This window comes from Marinoscillum sp. (assembly GCF_965229915.1).
Taxonomy (GTDB): Bacteria; Bacteroidota; Bacteroidia; order Cytophagales; family Cyclobacteriaceae; genus Marinoscillum.
Genome location: NZ_CBDDJZ010000001.1, coordinates 2,145,448 through 2,164,819 on the forward strand (window position 1 = coordinate 2,145,448; position 19,372 = coordinate 2,164,819).

Genomic DNA, 19,372 nt, shown 5'->3' on the forward strand with positions numbered 1-19,372 from the left:
ATCAAGTTTATTTCTGGTTATCCGGGTGATTCAAATCCTTAATGTATCCCTTTACATTTTGTTCATCGGCAATACCCAAAGATATGAGCCTATTGCCATCTACTTTAACCCAAATACTATTTTCCTGAGCCTCCAATGGCACCTCCAGGAATGGATTACCTCCATACCAGTTCATCAGAGAATCTTGTACGGCATATGCGAGTGAATCACTAAAAAATTTCCTATTCCATGGTGCCCATCCGGTATAATTAAAGGAAATGTTCATGGTTTTGATTTTTTGATCCTCATCAAAAATGGGATAAAATAGCATTTGAATAGGTGAATTCCCTTTCTCGCTATTTGGCATCACATATTTGATATTCATATTGCGAGGACCCTGAGCGATTAATCCCATTTTGTTTTGCTCCCAGCCTTTTTTGAAGAAATCTTCCCGTGAATCTCCAAATTTGAACGTTAGAAAAAGAGAGTCATTAACTTGCCCTGAATTCAATTCTCGCTTAACCAATCGCTCATAGGGTGATCCGGTTTCACAAGCCCAAACAAATAGCATAAGGCCTATTGCCAACCAACTACTTCTTCTCATAGATCTGAACCTTTGAATCATTATTAGCTACTATAATAAGTTGTTTACCATTGAGTGCCACAGTGGTAATTCCTCTCACCTGGTTCACTATGTTTGTCAGATGAACTTTGGGATAGAGCTCAAGACCGTCCATAACGAGCAGTGGAAGTGCATCATACCGTCCAAACTGTGGCTTCACCAAAAACTGATTTCCACCTACGACGAATTCAGCGTAGGGGTCATCATCCAAATCAGCCTTTTTAATTGAGTATATGGGGCCATACTGCAGAGGCCCTGGCATTCGCTTCCAAGTGAATTTACCCTGCTCATTTATCAAAATAGTGGATGCTTTTTCTGTAGCATCAAGTACGATGGAACTGTTCAGCTGTTCGTCTGTGAAAATATCCGTAACAGTCATGGATGCATAATCCTTGAAATATAGTAGTTTCTTTTTCAGAATAGGCAATTGGGAAATCAGATCATTTTTCTCTGCAACGGGATAATACTTTCCGTCAATTTTTTCGCAAAAGATGTAATCATAGGTGCCATTTCCATCAAAATCATTGACGTAAAGCCTGGTGGTATCTCTAAAGAAACTGTTCAATCCGTGATTTCCTGCCAAAGCATCAAGATCGCCATCCTGATCAATGTCCACTAGTTTAACCACTTTCCACCAACCAGATCTGTCAGACAAGCCGTATGCATCTGTTTGCTCTTCAAAAGTCCCTTCCCTGTTGATAAAAACACGAATGTCATCCCAATCAGAGGCTATGATTATATCCACATCTCCATCTCCATCAATATCACCTACATCAGAATCGGTGATCATGTTCACTCCCTGAAGAGCGTGTATTCTCTTAGCGCTAACGTCTGTAAAAACACCCTTACCATTATTTTCATACAAGAAAGCATCGACTTTGTCACCATATCTAAATGGATGAAAACGCTCAGTAACCAATAAATCCAAGTCTCCATCACTGTCATAATCCAAAACACTCACACTGCTGGTACTAAAGTATTTTGGTATGGGCAAATCAGTGGACTTAGCAAAAGACAGGTTGCCTTGATTTAGATACAATCGATCATTTAAGGCACTACTGCTTTGTGAAAAGGCTCTGCCTCCACTGGCCACATATAAGTCAAGATCACCATCATTGTCACAATCAAAAAACACTGCGTCCGTATCTTCTGATAATGAATCAATGGCCAAAACCGGAGACTTGACGCTTACATACTCTCCATCAATAAAAGTGAACAGTGCAGATTTTTGACCTTTAGCTCCACCGATGAAAATCTCGTCCAATCCATCACCGTCCAAATCACCTGCGGCCATCCCCGGGCCTTCATTGTGTAACATGTGGGGTAACAAACGATCTCTATCAAAGTCGTTGTGGTCGTTCTCAATATGGGCAAAATCAATTTGATAGCTTGAAGCGTTGAGATAACTAGAAGGTAAATTCCTGTCTGTAGCCATTTCTTGTCCGGTGACCTCACTAACTCTGATCATTTGGTTAGTAGGAACCGAAGTTATTGTGTTGATTTTTCCACTTTCCCAAATTACTACAAGTGAATCCACAAGCTGTGCATCACCTACACCGAAATGAATAATGGGTTCTACAGTACTTTGAAACCCTTTAAAAGGATAGTTTTCTGCTGATAACATCTGACCATTATGGAACAGCTTGACACTTGCTCCAATACCAAACCGATTATTCCCTTCACCCTGCAGTGATATGCGTACGCTCCTGTTAGTGGCAGTGTCAGCATTGTTTCGATAGACAAATGCTGGCATATTGACATTGTTGATGACCAGATCCAAATCTCCATCATTGTCCAGGTCTCCATAAGCGCTACCATTGCTAAATGAAGGTTCTCCGAGACCCCAATCACTACTTACATTAGTAAAATTGAATTGTCCTTTATTCTCAAACATTTGATTTGGGACCGCCTGTGAGGGCATGGCATCTATGAGATCCTTGATGACATTTCCCTTTTCTTTTAGTTGATTTCTAATCTGCTGATCATTGGCAGTATAGGTGAGGTAGTCTCTATCCAATAAGTCCTTGTAAATTCCATTCGCCACGAATATGTCACGTAAGCCATCATTATTGGCATCAAAAATCAACGCTCCCCAACTCCAGTCGGTGGCCGAAACGTCGGAGTATCTCCCAACCTCCACAAACAAACTGTCATTGATTTTTTGTTGAAGTACATTTCTGGGATATTGGTGAAAATAGCCTTGTCGCACGTTCAGTTGATACTTATCCCAATTTTCGTAGACCGCTTTAGTTCGTTTCCTTTGAACATTGGAGGGCAACATTTCGGTCACGAACAGATCAGGCTCAGAGTCATTGTCCAGATCAGCAGCATCTGCACCCATTGACCCCATGGAGATGCTATTGAAGTATTGTTCCAGACTCTCTTTAAACCGCTCACCTTTTTGGTTGATGTAGAGGTAATCTCGTTCGAAGAAATCATTGGAAATGAACAGGTCGGTCCACCCATCATTATTGAAATCACTAAGAGTAATCCCCAGACCAAAACCAATGGCACTGGTATAAATACCAGACTCTAAAGTCACATCTACATATACTCCATTATCGTTTCTAAGCAGCTTGTTACCTCCTCCGTTCTCATCTGGAATCTCACGCTGCCCTTTCACTAAATCAAAGCCACCTATAGATTTTAAGGAATTGGTCAGGACATAGCAATCAAGGTCTCCATCCTTATCATAATCAAAAAAGGCAGCATGTGTAGAAAGACCTGTGATATCCAACCTATATTCTTTTGACTTCTCGGTAAAAGTGAGATCTCCATTATTAATGAACAGCTCATTATGTCGGTTAGTCCCTTCGGGCTTTCCAGATTTGCATACATACAAATCTAAGAGGCCATCACCATTGACATCAGCAAATGTTGCTCCGGATGACCACACACCAGGGCATGCTACACCCGCCTTTATGGTGATGTCTTCAAACTGCCAATTTCCTTTGTTGAGGTACAGTTGGTTGTCTACAAGATTACCAGTGAAGTAAATATCCATGAGTCCATCATTATTCACGTCTCCGATGGCCACACCTCCACCATTAAAGAAGCTTCGATAAGTATATGGATTGAACTCCTCAGTATACTCCAAGTTATTAGCAAAAGGGATTCCTGAAGCTTTAGCCATTTCCGTGAACCTGCTTTCTTCTGTTGGAGTAGTACAAGCCAGGATAAAAATGAATGGCACAAAAAATAAAGCTTTCTCTAGTATGAAATTAGAGTAAATCTTCACAGACTGGTTTTTACTTTAAAGATGGACACAAAACGTAAGAATGTTCAATTGAATCCATAAAAAAAGGTTGCTGCACAGGGCAGCAACCTTTCTTCAAATTAAATTATTCTATTATCTATAAGGAACGTGCTGAGTCAATGGGAAATCAGCAGACGCCGCATTGATTTGATCCAAAGGAATAGGCATTACATTCTTATAAGTATCAGAGTGGGCTGATTTTTCCCACCATGCATCACCCCATTTACCAAATCTAATCAAGTCAGTTCTTCGAAGTGACTCCTGGAAAACCTCACGACCTCTCTCAGCCAAAAATGCATCTTCAGTGAAAGTGGTAATAGGCTGGTCCGGTTCAAACGCTCGAGCCCTAACCTGATTTACAAGTGCCCAAGCTTCTCCATTTGACCAGCTATTGTTCAAACGACAAAGGGCCTCTGCTTTTACCAACAACAGCTCTCCATATCTAAATAGTGGATAATCATTATCCATGTCATTAAGCTGACCTAGTTTGAATGAGAATTTACCCAATCTTGCACCTGCTTGTCTTGAACCATTAGGGAACAGTTCGTTAATTTCAGGAGTGTAATTAATTGGTGCTCCATCAGGATCTGCCTTATCAAATGCCACATCGAGAATTGGGTTACCATTCACGTCTGTCTGAGGTCCTTCGATAAAGAATGCCTCTTTACGCATATCAGCATCATCATAAGATCTATAGAACTCTTCCAAAGTAGAGTACCCATTCCAAGGTTGCTCATTCAGTCTATAAGTCAACTGTGATGGATAGTGAAGGGTCATCTGTGCAAAGTTCATTCCCCCTCCTGTGGCCTCATCAAAAGGCACAGCGTAGATATGCTCAATGTTATCCACGTTGGTAGGTGAGAATACATCAGAAACCATTCGTCCATCAGGTCCTTCAGTATAATTTGCATCCAAATCATAAAGACCTGAGTTGATCACCATATCAGCTGCAGCAATTGCATCCTGATAGTAGGAATTACCTGTGGTAGGATTAGTTACCGGATCTGCAATAGCTGCACTAGAGCTAACGCTACCCGCAGTGGATAGGTAACTTGGTGCATTCAGATACAATCTTGCTAGTAATGCGTAGGCAGCCGACTTATTGAAACGACCATATACGCGCGCATCTCCCATATCAGGAATAGCTGCAAGAACTTCTGACTCTACAAAATCAACGATAGCTCTGCCATCTTCATTTTGTGCTACGTCCTGACCAGTCGCAGTTTGAAGTTTAATTCTGTGACCAAACAAGTCTTGTAATTTCCAGTACAAATAAGCCCGAACCACTCTAACCTCGGCTCTTCCCTGATCTGAAAGATCCGTAGCCAGAAGGTCATTACATTGAAAAATACCACCGTAGATATCATTCCATGAACCATTCAAGCCTGGGTTGGTTGGTCGGAAATCATGACGGTGCATGTTCAACCAGATACCACCATCGAACCAGTCACCTCCCTTTTGGGTAATCACCGCCTCATCAGTCGAAATCTCAGCTACTGAAAAGTATGAACCGTGCCATGCGGTACCGTTTCTCAGTCTGTCATATGCAGCGTTAAGACCATCTGCAGGCAACGCCTTGTTGACATTAATACTGGCACCTCCTCCAGGATTCTGAGGAGTAAATGTCTCTGTAAAATCTGCTGTTAAATCCTCGTCCAGATCGGTACAAGCAAAGCCTGCACCTAGGAGCATGGTCAGCAATGTTAGTCTATTAAATATTTTCATTTTTCTAAATTTTTTAGAATCCTACGTTTATACCCAAGGTGAATGTTCTAGCGGTGAAGTAGTTATTTCTTCTATCAATACCCGGTGCTAGAACAGATCTGTTAGCTGGATCAACATATCCACCGTTGTCTGTTGGACCTACATCTAGCAATACTGGGTCAGGGTCTAGACCACTATATCCCGTAATGGTAAATGCGTTTTGAACACTGAAGTACAGTCTAGCACTTTTAAATGCCTGAGAGTTTCCTGTGTTAAGATTATACCCTATCGTAGCGTTATCCAATCTGAAGAAATCAGCCTTCTCAACATATAAAGAAGAGTACTGAGCTCCAGTCAGTCCATCAACAGCTTTATCGGTAACAATTCTGTTGTAAGAGTTGATAGCTCCTGGATCGATTGGCTCGTAGAACGCTCTGAAAGTATTCACCAGGCTGTGTCCGAATGCCGCTCTAAAGAATACATTGAAATCGAATCTTTTATAAGTCAACTGGTTAGACCATCCAAGTTCTAACTTAGGAAGACCGCTACCAAGTTGTTCGAAATCCCCATCTTCTGCCAAAGCAGATCCTGGATCAGCGTTGATCGTACCGTCACCGTTCAAATCTTTGAAGGTAGGAGAACCATTCTCATCTACACCGTCAAATACTGGACCCCAAATCTGGCCGATTTCCTCACCTACAGCTACTCTTACCATTGGTGTAGAGTTTTGTCCTGGTGAACCAAGATTGGCAAGACTTTGTTGGTCATTGATGTATTCTTCCAAAGTAGATCTATAAGTACTGGCTACGATTCCGGTTGTCCAAGTGAAATCTGGGTTTTGGAATGCATCATAATTCAATGAAAGCTCAGCACCATTAGTTTTCAAACTACCTACGTTTTCATATCGCTGAGACGCACCGAAAACTCCCGGGTCTACATTTCTTAAAAGGATGAAATCAGAGATGTTTCTTGTATAGACATCAACTGATCCGTTGAGTCTTCCTTGCATCATGGCAAAATCCAATCCAAGGTTGGTCTCAGCTTTTTCTTCCCATTTCAAATCTGGGTTAGCCGCACGAGCAAAGAACACCGTACCACCAGAAGTAAAGTCATAAGTGTAAGAATCTTGTGATTGACCAGACTCTGAAGGTAGTGATCCTGTCACACCATATCCAGCTCTCAATTTCAAAACAGAGAATGCACTAAGTCCTACGTACTTGTTGATATCTACACCAAGTCCAACTGCAGGGAAAACACCCCATTGGTTATCAGCACCAAGCTTCGTTGATCCTTCTCTTCTTACTGAAGCGTTGAAGAAGATTCCGTCATCGTAGTTTAAGTTTACTCTACCGAAGAACGCGATGATTTTTTCCTCAGGAGTAGCTCTACTGTCGATGTTCACATTAGATGCAACACCTAAAACTCTGTCATACGACAAGTCTATACCATAAAATCCAAGTTGGTCGGTTGGGAAGTTTTCTAATTCCAGCAATAAGCTCTCATAGAAATTCTCCTGATAAGAATAACCACCTGATACGGTAAGATCGATATCACCAAAACTACTAGCATAAGTAGCAAATGATTCAAATAGCGTGAATCGGCTATCATCAGTAAATCTCTGTGCACGGCCATTTCTCTGACCACGGAAGAAACTAGTACTTGGATAGAACTGACCATTCAAATTGTTGGTATACTGCTGAGCATAGTTAGCTGTTACAGAAAGAGCATCGGTGATGTTGTATTCACCTTGCATGTTGAAGTTCAGGTTCTTTCTTTTTCCAACGTTTTGATTTTGTTCAATCATCGCAACCGGGTTGAAGTTGTCAAACAGGATTGCCTGGAAGAATGAACCATTATCAAAATAAATAGGAGCTGTAGGGTTATACAAACTCGCATATCTCAACGCCTCATTGAAGGAGAAATTACTCTCTCTGTTGGTCAATGACATATTGAAGTCGATCTTCAATCGATCATTTAAAGCAAAGTGCGTGATACCTGCTCTAGCATTGATTTGATCAAAACCTGATTTTTCAAGAATACCGTTTACATCCCTGATGTTGGTAGATAGTCTGAAAGTAGTGTTTTCAGCACCACCAGAAACAGAGATATTATGAACTTGAGTAATCCCTGTCCTAGTCACCTCATCCAACCAATTTGTTTCAGAACCAAGATTGTTTCCTCCTGCTTCCAGGTACTCACTAGCTGATAAGGCAGGCAACTCTCTAGCGATAGTTGCTGCTGCAACATAGCCATTGTAGTTGGCATTGATACCTGCACCTCTTTTACCTCTTTTGGTTGTCACAAGGATTACCCCTGAAGAACCTCGAGATCCATAAATAGCAGCAGCAGATCCATCTTTCAACACGTTGATAGACTCGATATCATTCGGGTCAACGTTTTGCAAGGATGCCCCAATAACACCATCGATTACTACTAGAGGCTCGGTGTTAGCACCTACTGTGGAAATACCTCTAAGTCTGATGGTAGAAGATCCGTTCGGGTCACCACCTTTGTTGTAAACACTCAAACCTGGCACTTTACCTTGAAGTAATTGTGTCGGGTCGTTCACGTTACCTTTGTTGAACTGCTCTTCATCGAGGGCAACTACAGAAGAGGTAATCTCTTTCTTTTGTTGGGATCCATATCCCACAACAACTACCTCTGCCAGCTCTTCCACGTCGAGTGACAATCCTACATCAACCACACTTCTGTTACCTACAGCGACTTCTTTTGGGGCGTAACCTACGAAGGTATATACCAACGTAGTGTTCTCTCCCACGGAGATCTGATACTTTCCATCAAAGTCAGTGATTGTTCCATTCGTCGTTCCTTTTACAACGACGTTCGCGCCGGGTACAGCTTCACCTGTCTCAGCGTCTGTTACTGTTCCTGTTACCGTCCGCTCCTGAGCCCATATAGAGGCACTCAGGATTAGCGATAATCCTAAGAGTAAATACTTCTTCATACTATTACAATTTGTTTCTAAACTTTACTATTAACTAAAGTTGCTTAGTGAAATAGACCATATTTCACAGGCCAATAAAACTAAATTAACAGAATTTTAAAAAAGAATTACAATAAAAAGCAGATGATTTTAATAATTGTATAATTACAAACGTTTGCAACCAGTATTATTTTTTTGATGTCATAAATTATGACTTTTCTAAGAATACCCACACTATGTTATACATCAGTTAACGTTAACATCAAACACGCAAAAATCGGCCGGTGAAAACCGTCGGTCTTTGAAGAGTTGATTATCTTGCTTTTACCATGAAAAAAGGACCTATTACTATTAAGGACATAGCCCGAGAATTGAATGTATCGGTTTCCACAGTATCACGCGCATTGGCAGATAACCCTCTAGTGAAGCTACAAACGCGCGAAGCGGTAAAGGAACTAGCCAAAAAATACAACTACCGTCCTCACTTTACTGCACTGAGCCTGAGAAGTAATAAGACCAAAACACTGGGAATCATCATACCACAGCTCGTTCATGAATTTTTCTCCATGGTCATTCGTGGTATTGAAGATCACGCATATGCCAGTGGATACAACGTGATCATCAGCTCGTCACATGAGTCCTATGAACGCGAAGTGATCGACACCAAAGCACTCATCAATGGACGTGTAGATGGTCTAATGGCATGTATTTCAAAAGAAACCAACGATTACGAACACTTCAAGGAGTTCGTAGATAGAAACCTCCCTCTGGTATTTTTTGACTGTATCTGTGATGAGATAGAAGCACCTAAAGTCGTGCTGGATGACTTTGATGCAGGATACCAGGCTACCAAGCATCTCATTCAGCAGGGAAGTACCCGCATAGCCTATGTTGGCGGTCCAATCAATCTTCTAATCAACCAGGATCGTTTGGCGGGGTACAACAAAGCACTGAGTGAACACGGCCTGAACACCAAAGATGAATGGATTATTCACTGTGATTCGGGTGATTATGAAGATGGCAGAAAACGAACAGAGGCATTGATCAACTCCAAAGAAATTGATGGTTTGTTTGCTGCAACGGATATGCTGGCCATTGGAGCAATTAAAAATGCCAAGAAAATCGGACTCCGCGTTCCTGGAGACTTATTAGTGGTGGGCTTCAGCAATTGGTCCATCGGTACCTTATACGAGCCCGCACTCTCCACCATGTCACAGCCAGGCTACGAAATGGGCCTCAAAGCCGCCGAACTGCTGATCAAGCAAATAGACAACCCAGATCAAACCTTCAATGAAACAGTAGTGCTCAAAAGTGAGCTTATCGTGAGAGAAAGCTCACTGAATGACTAATAAGTTATTGTTATCAGAGAATAAATTAAATGAATCCTGGTGTTCACATTTTTGCACCTCAATTAACATCTACAGATAACTGACAAAACAAAATGATCGAATTAGCGGAAGATACATTAGAAGAAATAATCAACAGTAATGACCAGGTGATGGTGCAGTATGGAGCTACCTGGTGTGGCAACTGCCGCGTAACCAAGCCAAAATTCAAAAGAATGGCACAGGAAAATGATGGAGTTGTCTTTGTCTATGTAGATGCCGAAAAACTTCCTAACTCCCGAAAACTTGCTGATGTAAGCAACCTGCCCACTTTCGCTGGATTTAAGGGTGGAAATCTGGTATCACAAGCGGCTGGAAACAAAGTAGAAACCATAACGTCTATTCTCAATGAGGTTACCAGTAATTAAGCACATCGTAGATTTTGTAGACCAAAATGACGAAGACTGGGTGGTGGAGACCATTGAGATGCTAGAGCATCTGTCGGAAGCCAAAGGGATCAAAGATGAGGAGTTGGACGTCATTGGAGAGCTTCTGTCCAATATGTATGGTGCACTTGAGGTTCACAAAGAAGTGAAAAACGGCACACCTCAGAAGGAAGCCCTCAACGGGTTCATGAAACGAGTGATGGGTTCCATCAATTGACAACAAATTAACAATATACATAAGGAGGCTCCAGATTGGAGCCTTTTTCATTTAATCACTAATGGATCGAGGACTGCTGCTAACAGCCAGGCCAGAAAGATTAATGCCTGCAGGATGTTGTGGGCTAACTTACCTTTGACGTTCAAGCCTATGAACCCAAACAACACGATCATCATCGCATACTGCGGAATCTGTATGGTCCAATCATAGCCTGAAATAAATACATTCTGCAACAGACTCATTAATACGATCAGGAACATCACTACAAACAATGGCTTCCACTGATCATAGTAATACTTCTCCAGATCATTTTCATGACTCCTCAATCCAGTTGGGAACAGCATTCGGGCCAATAAGAAGAGCAGAATAGGATATACCAGAAGGAATAAAATCAAAGGAGAGGTCCACTCCTTGATTTCAAAAATGTATTGATAGCTATACCACCATTCCTGCAAGTGCATTAAGAAAACGACAAGAACAAACAAGGTGTGCGCTACTCCCAGCTTTGTGTTTTTCACGTTGGAGATGACATCAGCTGCACCAGTGAGCAACTGAGCAATGCCCAAACCTAAAATGAGGGACTGTAAGACTACAAAATACTCAAATGGATCCATTACCTCTTTGATTTAACCGCATAAGTATACCGCAACCAAAACTAGGGGTTGGGTTTAATGAACCAATTTATTCAATAATGTCAAACAGAAGACGATTTCTCTAAGCCAGGACTTTAGATCTCTTGACTTTCTTTTTCTTTAGCTTGTTAAACCAAATCAGTGTCCCAGTAACGGGGAGGCTGGTGGCAATCAGGCAGGATATGAAGTAGACGATTTTTGAGAAAGTGCCAAACACATTTCCCACGTGCAATGCTTTAATGGATCTGGCTATTTTTTCATTTAATGGCTTATCTGCGAACAATTCTCTACTAACCACCTCACCTGAATAACGGTTAATCGATAACACATCTGATGCCGGGGTGGCAAAAAAACCTGAGGGATATTTTCTTACGTCAGCTACTACAGCTTCTGAATTCAGTTCAACACGATACGCCCCAACAAAAGGTAATTCCGCTTCCGCTATTCTGATTAGCTCTGCTGCTGATAGTGCCCTGGAATCACTCGGAACCGATGGCAGATCCACTTGTCGCTCGGTACGACTATCTGACACCCCAAGTAAACTTCGCAATCCAGATCGATACCAGCTAAATGACCACTGCAATCCTGTAAGTGCCATTATCAATAGAAAAATGGCCGTGTAAAGCCCCAGTGCATTATGTAAATCATGATTAATGCGTTTCCAATTTGCTCGCCATTTGATCTTGAGTCCTTGTTTCCAGTTTTTCACTTTCTTGGGAACCCAAATAACCAGACCCGTAAGAATAATCACTACAAATACGATCGTAGCCCAACCGACAATAGGCCGACCGACGGAGGTGTCCAACATCAACCATCTATGCAACCTAAACATGACCATAAAAAACTCAGAAGCACTGCTATTGGTATCCCCCAATAGTTCTCCATTGTATGGATTTACCAAGTAAGTAGCGGCTCTGCGCTCGCCTTCCTTTCTTACAGTGAATTGATACGCCTCATCACTACTAGCAGGAATGGTTACGGCTATTGGCTCGCCTTCTACTGTGGCTGATAGCTTTTGAGACAGCTCTTCCACCAGTAGAGGGGATTTCCCAGCTGGGGCATTTAGGTAATATTTATCAGCATCTATCCATTGGCCGATTTCTTCATGGAAAGTGTATACGGTACCTGTGAAGCACACAACAAAAAGGATTAGCCCGGAGGCCAGTCCCAACCATAGATGAATGTCGTTTAGAAGTTTGCGAATGATTTGCCAGGGAGTCCTTTTCTGCTTCATTTTCCAGGAATTGATCAATCAAGCAAAGCTAGTACTAACTGAAACCGACCACAATCGCTACGAGTAGTGATTTTGAATGGGCTCCTATGAAGCAAAAAACCGTCTACCCTTACGAATAGACGGTTCTGAATTTACCTAATCAAAGATCAATCATACTGCAGAGACTTCAGACCATTGCGAGTCAGTGGTGTACTCACTCACAACCTGACCTTCATCATTCATGGACAGTAGCTTGACCCAATTATTATCGAATAACTGTCTTACTTCTGGATGCTTGACCAGCACCTGCCTCATTGCTTCCTGGGGTGCCTGAATAATCACATTCAGTCGCAGGGGCTGGTGCTGATAATCGGTACCATCATGTACAGATTGCCAGGCAAGTCCTTGTCTCAGATCACCCGAAGACCCTTCTATCACTCCCAATCCTGCTGTGACATTGTGCAAGGTTTTATTACCTGCCCCAAGCGTATGATTGTCCACGCTTGACCCATAATACTGCAGATTGATCCAACTGGTCACTATCATCGGAGCAGTCATGATTTGTTCCAGAACATTAAACTCTTTGTCCTTTTTCCAGTCATAAGAGTGCAAAAAGGATTTACCTTCCAGGTTCAATGCTTCCGTATGCTTTCTCTCTGCAACGACAAAGGCGGAACATCCCGCCAGACCCCACTCAGGACGCACCTGAGACCAGTCACGGGATCTAAAGGCGATATCCTTGGCTCCTCGCTCTGAAAACCTGGAGGAGCGTTCATTCCTACTCAAACCTCCAGCGGTTTCAAAAGCCTTTTTGATCTGTTCTATTTCCCCTGACGCTTCTGGCAGCATGTGTTGCAACCCGAAAAAAGCCACCTCGTCAGTGGTGGTGTCATGCAGACCTGCCACAAACCGTGTATCCTCTGGGATCACTATTCCCTCTTGAGACAGGAGTCTCCGAACCTCCGGATTGTTAAGCACAATGGCTGCTACCTTGGCATTGACATCACCTGCATGGCCTCCGCATGCACCACAGTCCAGGCCGGTAGCCTGAGGATTGTTTACCGAAGTAGATCCATGGCCCACTATGAGCACATACTTGGCAAAGTTGTCGGTAAGCGACATGGCCGTCAGTGCTCCTTTTGCCAGAGCTAGCTGTTCATCCAGTGAAATCCCAAAATCACCAGATTTTCGCAAATCCACCTCCAGATCCTGCTGTTCCTTTTTTGACAAGCCATGAGTCTTTGGATCAGGAACAGGTCTCGTCCACCCAAACGTGTCTGAAAACAGTTTCGGAAGGAAGCTAATGCCTAATGGGCTGACGAAACTGAAGCAAGACACCGCACCACTCTTAAACAACTTCCAGGTATAAGCAATTTGCCTGGAGAGTCTACGTCGGTTGGTCACTTGTGCCAGATGGTCTTTATTACTCATGGAATCTCCTACAGTTAAACCGGGCTTTAGTAGTACCGGGCACTGAGTTTCCGCTTTATTATGACCCACAGGTAGATGATTGATTGGGAACCCGAAAAACCCTGCAAAACCGATGGTCTCTATTTCAGGATTTGCCAGTTCCAGATTCCTCCTAAAGACTTCCGATCGTACGTCTATGCAAAAGATAGCTTGGGCTAGCGGTCTGCTATTCGTTTTTGGTTTTGAGGTGCTTCTTTGCTTGAATTTGAAGAGCAACTTCCGCTGCGCCGACTTTTCATAAGCTTCTTGTAAGATCAGTCGTGCTGCCAGGCTCTTGTTGGTCTGCTGAGAAGATAGAGACCGGCTAACCTGAGACAAGCGATCTTTGAAGAGTCGTCTATTTTGATCATGTCTTAGTGAAAGCGACAAGCACACATCCCAGCTTACCAACACTGCCAGAAACTGCTGTAAAAACACTTCCTCTTGACCTGCGAGTTTTCTTTCCCAGTCTAAATAAGCGACATAGGACGCCCATCCATTGACAGATCTGAGCAGTCCATGAAAGTAAACATCCAGTTCCTCATCATTTAGTGATGGCAAGTGGGACAAACACTGATCAATTGCTGAAAAGGAATCCTCTGGTAGCTCTATCACCTGCTTTCGAAACCCTTTTAAGCCCGTAAAGTCTGGTGTGCGATCGATCACTGCTTCCGCTCGCCAGGAAGCGAACATCTCCTTTTTATCAATGTATGATTGCCAGGTCGCTTGTCCTTTGTCAAAATAAGATCCTGCCCAGCTGGATACTCTATTGACCATAAATCTTTTCCAGTCTTTCTCACCAGTACTTCCGGCCAGTTCGGAAAGGATCAATGAGCGATCTGATTCGTCCGAAAATGCATCTATCTGAGCATCTCTAAGCCATTTGGTGACTTCTATTTCCTGACGATGACTTTTCAGTACCTGGTGCAAATCATCCAGGCTTATCTCACCTGATTCTAGCTTGCTCAGGTAAAATGATGTAGGCATGGTCATTTGCATCCCCATCGCGTCCATCTCTTGTGCTACGGCTTCAAAGCGCTGATCCGTCATTCCCAAGAATGGGTTTACGGCGACCATATTTTCCAGAGGCCACGCTGGTGCTACTTTTTTACACGCCTTAAGAACGCTACTTCTTAATTTCTCTTTGGATAACAAGGTTTCTTGTTTCATTTAAAGTTGATTAGATGTCTTAAGATTGAGTTTTGTATTCCAGTTTTAGGTCACTAACCAGATATTCCTTGTCTATCTTCTCAGTGCTTTCTGGTTGCATTTCAGGCATACGTATCCTCCAGGTGCCAACCATCCGGTCAAACAGGGTATTGATGTACAAGCCATTTTTCAAATGAATGACCAGAGCCTGATAGCTCGCTTTGTGGACTAACATCGGAGCCATCACTTGCAGGAGTATCACCGCAGCAAATCCCAAAGCAAGTACTCCCAGAGTCATCAGCTCTATCTGAGTTAATCCAGGGTCCACTGGAAGACTGGATGCCATCAGCACACTCACGCCTGACTCCAAGAATAAGAACGCTGCGATGACAGAAATACTTAAGACTAGCACTCTTAAGATCAACAGCATGTTATTGATCGTATCAAAAGCTGGAATCAAGAGCCTCGATAGACCCAGGGTGATTACAAGACACAAAAACATGAGTGCGTAGTTTTCTGAAGTATGGAGTCCAAACAAGAAGAACATGCCTGCAAACGAAGCGATTGCAACCAACAGTCCCGGCCCAATTTTTCGAATATCGCCGCTACGGCCAGTTACTGTTACATAACTCGCTCTTACCTGATCAATAACGCTGCCTGACGAAAGGAATGAATGTGCTTTGTAAAAGGAGTGTGCAACCAAATGCAACATGGCTGCAGGAAAAGCGCCCAATCCACAAACCAGCAGGCTAAATCCCATATGAGCAATGCTTGAGTAACTCAGGGCTGTCTTGATAGACGTTTGAGTCAAAAATACCAGTGACCCAAAAAGCGCAGTTAGAGCGCCAACTAGTATCAGCGTAAACGAACCTGAGATCCCTAGATTGAATAGAAATGCAAATCTGATGACTAGAAATGGACCGGCATTTAGCAACCCGGCATGCAAGAGGGCAGACACTGGTGTAGGGGTTTCCATTACTTCAATCAGCCAGCCATGAGTAGGCAACTGTGCTGACTTGAACATGGCAGCCAGAGCCAAGCAAAACACCGCCAGCTCAACACCCGGAGGCAGAGTGGCCCAGGAGATTGTCTCCATGTAGCTCATGATGGCAGTAAGCTCACCAGTTTTGAACTGCTCGTATATGAGCATGAAACCAATAGCAAGACACAAGTCGCTGATTCTAGCAACGATAAACTTTTTCTTCGCTGCAACAATTGCTCCCGGTCTGTCTGGGTAGTAAAGTAATAACCGATGTAATGAAATACTGGTGGCTACCCAGGCTACGAAAAGGATAGCCAGATTTCCTGACATCACCAGCAGCTGTACAGAAGCGATGGCTGAAGCCAATCTGCCCAGAAACGCACCGTGTCTGGAATCCCCCTCCAGATACTTGAAACTAAAGCGCATGACAATGTAGGCCAGCAAAGCAATCATGGTGTACATAATCACGCTGATTGCATCAAAACGCAAACTGATCCCCAATCCTTCATAAATGAACAAGGAGAAATTGGTCGGACCATTTGTGACCAGTATAGCAACTACTCCCACAGCTAGCAGGATGGTCAGGATGGATGCAATCTTGGCCAGACTTTTTACCAAAGTCGGGTTGATCCCTGGTTGAAACCAGGATGCTACAGCCGTGAGGATGTAGGCACAAACTGACAATAGTATAAAAACTGGTAAAAGTTGTATGAACATATCGTTTTCTCTTTTGGTATGTAGATAAAAAATGAAAGTGGGATGTGTGATGGGTTATCTGTTGTCCCTAAGTTCATTCAGCCTTAAGAGCAGCTGATATGAAATAAGCCTTCCAGTTTTATCTGTCCAGAATCCTGACTCAGCTCATCTATTAGTTGTTTTTGCTGCTCTTTAAGCTTGTTGAGGTGCTCTATTCGCTGATCAAATGCGGATTTAGAGGTGGAGTGATCACGTTCCCATTGGATCAAATACTGTCTTCGATAGAGTGCCTTGAGTCCTTCGATTACCTCCTCAAGCAAATGAGTCGCTTCTTCACAGCTTAGTTCTTCTTTCATGAAATTGAGAGGTGCAACATTTGCGGTTAGCACATCATTGTAACTTGTTGATTCGTGGTTGATCATGAGTAATTTGATTTAAGGTACAATTAAGTTCTCCGCAAATTTTAGAATTATATTTCATATAATTATATTTATGTTTTTAATACATATCATATATTTATACTTATGAATTACACTTTGCATCAACTTCAAATCTTTGTGGAAGTAGTACGGAAGCAGAGCATTACCAAGGCGGCCGAAGTGCTCCACATGACCCAGCCGGCTCTTTCAATACAGCTTAAAAATTTTCAAAACCAATTTGACATTCCTTTGACAGAAGCTGTGGGGCGGAAAATCATGATTACGGACTTTGGGTACTCCATTGCAGAAATAGCCAAAACAGTCCTCAACGAGGCTGAAGCCATCAAATTCAGGACGAAAGAATATTCTAATCTACTCAGAGGCTCACTGAGAATTTCATCGGCATCTACTGGAAAATATGTGATTCCATACTTCCTTAATGACTTTATTCAATCCAATCCGGGGATCGATTTGGTGCTGGATGTATCTAACAAATCCGCAGTGGTGGCTCAGCTTGAGCGCAATGAAATAGACTTTGCTTTTTTCTCTGTGCCTCCGATAAACATTCCTGTAAACGAGGAGCTATTACTGGAAAATAAACTCTATCTAGTAGGTGCTAAAAATACAAGCAAGGCTAAGAAACCACTGATTTTTCGAGAGAAAGGATCTGCCACCAGGCTAGCCATGGACGCCTATTTTGAAAACAAAGACAAGCGCAAAAGCATGGAGCTGACTTCTAACGAGGCAGTGAAGCAAGCTGTCATAGCTGGACTTGGTCACTCCATTCTGCCGCTGATTGGACTAAAAAACGAACTGACCAATGGCGATCTCAGCATCATTCCTTCCAGAGGTTTGCCAATTACCACCACCTGGCGTCTCGGTTGGCATAAAAACAAAAACCTGTCTCCGGTTGCTAAAGCTTACTTAGAGTTCATTCGTGAGAGGAAAGATGAGATTATCAAAAAGCACTTCAGTTGGTACACTGAATTTGAGAAAGTAGCATCCTCAAAAAAGGCATAAAAAAATGGAAGTGGGCGCTGAGACCCGCCTAGCCGGCGAGGCAGGGATTACTCATACGCACAACCGTGCATCCCCTCTTGAATCTCCACTTCGCTACGATTTCTTCCATAGGAATGCCTACGGCAGAATCGCAGCGGCGAACCGTCCCCGACCACCTCAGTGTAAACGAGGTGCTCTGATCTTCAAATAACAAAAGAGATTAGGCATTAAAAGAAATGTATTGATCCCAGAAATACAGATTGATCCTAAATCTTCAGCATTCCACAGAAATACAAGGACATAAAAAAACCCTGACTGAATCGTCAGGGTTGAAATCGAAGTGGGCGCTGAGGGATTCGAATCGCAGCGGCGAACCGTCCCCGACCCCCTCGGTGTAAACGAGGTGCTCTGATCTTCAAATAACAAAAGAGATTAGGCATTAAAAGAAATGCAGATTGATCCCAGAAATACAGATTGATCCTAAATCTTCAGCATTCCACAGAAATACAAGGACATAAAAAAACCCTGACTGAATCGTCAGGGTTGAAATCGAAGTGGGCGCTGAGGGATTCGAACCCCCGACCCCCTCGGTGTAAACGAGGTGCTCTGAACCAGCTGAGCTAAGCGCCCATTTTTGTAGTGTTTTCACTCAGATCTTTGCTAGACCTCTCAAAAACGGATGGCAAAAATAGCGGGGTTTTTTAATAATGCAAATAGTTAAAGAAAATTTATTCAAACTATTTGATCTATTCCCTGTTCAGGTTGACCCGAATCCATTTACCTGCTATTTTGAGTTTAATTAAACCTCCTAATGAACCATGAAAAATCTCATTTATTTATCACTATTAGCATGTTGGATGCTATCCTGCTCTACTGAAAAACCACAAGATAAAAACACATCTTTAACCATCGATAAAGAAAAAGCAATAGCCCAAATTGATAGCTTACGTGACCTTTACATGCGTGCCGTTAAAGAGCAAAACAGGTCACTACTAAAAGGTCTTGCCTCACCTGAAGCGGTAACAATGTATCCAGCCTCCTCAGATTGGCTACAAATGAAAAGGGAAGCAACGAAGGCTTTTTCTTACGATTCTCTACAGATTGTTCCGCTCGAAATTCAAATCATCAACAATGAGTGGGCTTACGAACTAGGCTATAGCAACTGCTTCTTCACACCTAAGGATTCCTCTTCTGCTAGAATGATCCATGACACTTATCTCCTGATTTTCAGAAATACAGGTAATGGTTTTCAAATGTATCGCGAACTGGCCAGTGGTAATATGCCTGATGATGAATGGATCAAAAAAGCAAACAAGCTGGGAAGACCTTATCCTTACTAA

14 protein-coding genes and 1 tRNA gene are annotated in these 19,372 nt (G+C 42.7%); 5 read left to right on the forward strand and 10 right to left on the reverse strand.

The features are described from left to right. Positions 1–7: 7 nt before the first annotated feature. The 4 genes from ACO067_RS09350 to ACO067_RS09365 all read right to left on the reverse strand — a co-directional run bounded on the left by ACO067_RS09350 (position 8) and on the right by ACO067_RS09365 (position 8,526). On the reverse strand, positions 8–583 hold the full coding sequence (locus ACO067_RS09350) for a hypothetical protein (RefSeq protein WP_421873338.1): 576 nt from the start codon (positions 581–583) through the stop codon (positions 8–10). Then, complete coding sequence (locus ACO067_RS09355; RefSeq protein WP_421873340.1) at positions 570–3,839, reverse strand: VCBS repeat-containing protein; 3,270 nt, start codon at positions 3,837–3,839, stop codon at positions 570–572. The genes ACO067_RS09350 and ACO067_RS09355 overlap by 14 nt, the downstream gene beginning before the upstream one ends. A 111-nt stretch (positions 3,840–3,950) precedes the next feature. After that, a complete protein-coding gene (locus tag ACO067_RS09360) occupies positions 3,951–5,582 on the reverse strand; it encodes a RagB/SusD family nutrient uptake outer membrane protein (RefSeq protein WP_421873342.1) in 1,632 nt (543 codons plus the stop codon). A gap of 13 nt (positions 5,583–5,595) precedes the next feature. After that, a complete protein-coding gene (locus ACO067_RS09365; protein ID WP_421873344.1) occupies positions 5,596–8,526 on the reverse strand; it encodes a SusC/RagA family TonB-linked outer membrane protein in 2,931 nt (976 codons plus the stop codon). Between the two features lie 308 nt (positions 8,527–8,834). On the opposite strand from ACO067_RS09365, the gene ACO067_RS09370 reads away from it, so the two are divergent. The 3 genes from ACO067_RS09370 (at position 8,835) to ACO067_RS09380 (ending at position 10,493) form a co-directional block, all read left to right on the forward strand. Next, complete coding sequence (locus ACO067_RS09370; protein WP_421873346.1) at positions 8,835–9,854, forward strand: LacI family DNA-binding transcriptional regulator; 1,020 nt, start codon at positions 8,835–8,837, stop codon at positions 9,852–9,854. A gap of 92 nt (positions 9,855–9,946) precedes the next feature. Then, entirely contained in the window at positions 9,947–10,258 is a 312-nt protein-coding gene (locus tag ACO067_RS09375) for a thioredoxin family protein (protein WP_421873348.1), read from the forward strand. Then, entirely contained in the window at positions 10,239–10,493 is a 255-nt protein-coding gene (locus ACO067_RS09380) for a DUF6952 family protein (protein ID WP_421873350.1), read from the forward strand. The genes ACO067_RS09375 and ACO067_RS09380 overlap by 20 nt, the downstream gene beginning before the upstream one ends. A 47-nt stretch (positions 10,494–10,540) precedes the next feature. On the opposite strand, the gene ACO067_RS09385 is transcribed toward ACO067_RS09380, so the two are convergent. The 5 genes from ACO067_RS09385 to ACO067_RS09405 all read right to left on the reverse strand — a co-directional run bounded on the left by ACO067_RS09385 (position 10,541) and on the right by ACO067_RS09405 (position 17,036). Continuing rightward, positions 10,541–11,107 (reverse strand): hypothetical protein, encoded by a 567-nt coding sequence (locus ACO067_RS09385; protein ID WP_421873351.1) that lies wholly within the window; start codon positions 11,105–11,107, stop codon positions 10,541–10,543. Positions 11,108–11,207: 100 nt separating this feature from the next. Beyond that, positions 11,208–12,359, reverse strand: coding sequence for a PepSY-associated TM helix domain-containing protein (locus ACO067_RS09390; RefSeq protein ID WP_421873353.1), 1,152 nt, complete (start codon positions 12,357–12,359; stop codon positions 11,208–11,210). 150 nt (positions 12,360–12,509) lie between these two features. After that, a complete protein-coding gene (locus ACO067_RS09395; protein ID WP_421873354.1) occupies positions 12,510–14,957 on the reverse strand; it encodes a YbcC family protein in 2,448 nt (815 codons plus the stop codon). A 19-nt stretch (positions 14,958–14,976) separates the two neighbouring features. Further along, positions 14,977–16,635: a proton-conducting transporter membrane subunit gene (locus ACO067_RS09400; protein ID WP_421873358.1), complete on the reverse strand. Its 1,659-nt coding sequence runs from the start codon at positions 16,633–16,635 to the stop codon at positions 14,977–14,979. A gap of 83 nt (positions 16,636–16,718) precedes the next feature. After that, on the reverse strand, positions 16,719–17,036 hold the full coding sequence (locus ACO067_RS09405) for a hypothetical protein (protein ID WP_421873360.1): 318 nt from the start codon (positions 17,034–17,036) through the stop codon (positions 16,719–16,721). Between the two features lie 102 nt (positions 17,037–17,138). On the opposite strand from ACO067_RS09405, the gene ACO067_RS09410 reads away from it, so the two are divergent. Beyond that, complete coding sequence (locus ACO067_RS09410; protein WP_421873362.1) at positions 17,139–18,053, forward strand: LysR family transcriptional regulator; 915 nt, start codon at positions 17,139–17,141, stop codon at positions 18,051–18,053. A 534-nt stretch (positions 18,054–18,587) separates the two neighbouring features. On the opposite strand, the gene ACO067_RS09415 is transcribed toward ACO067_RS09410, so the two are convergent. Next, positions 18,588–18,662 (reverse strand) — tRNA-Val (locus ACO067_RS09415). A 188-nt stretch (positions 18,663–18,850) separates the two neighbouring features. Between ACO067_RS09415 and ACO067_RS09420 the strand changes: the two genes are divergently transcribed. Continuing rightward, a complete protein-coding gene (locus tag ACO067_RS09420) occupies positions 18,851–19,372 on the forward strand; it encodes a hypothetical protein (protein ID WP_421873364.1) in 522 nt (173 codons plus the stop codon).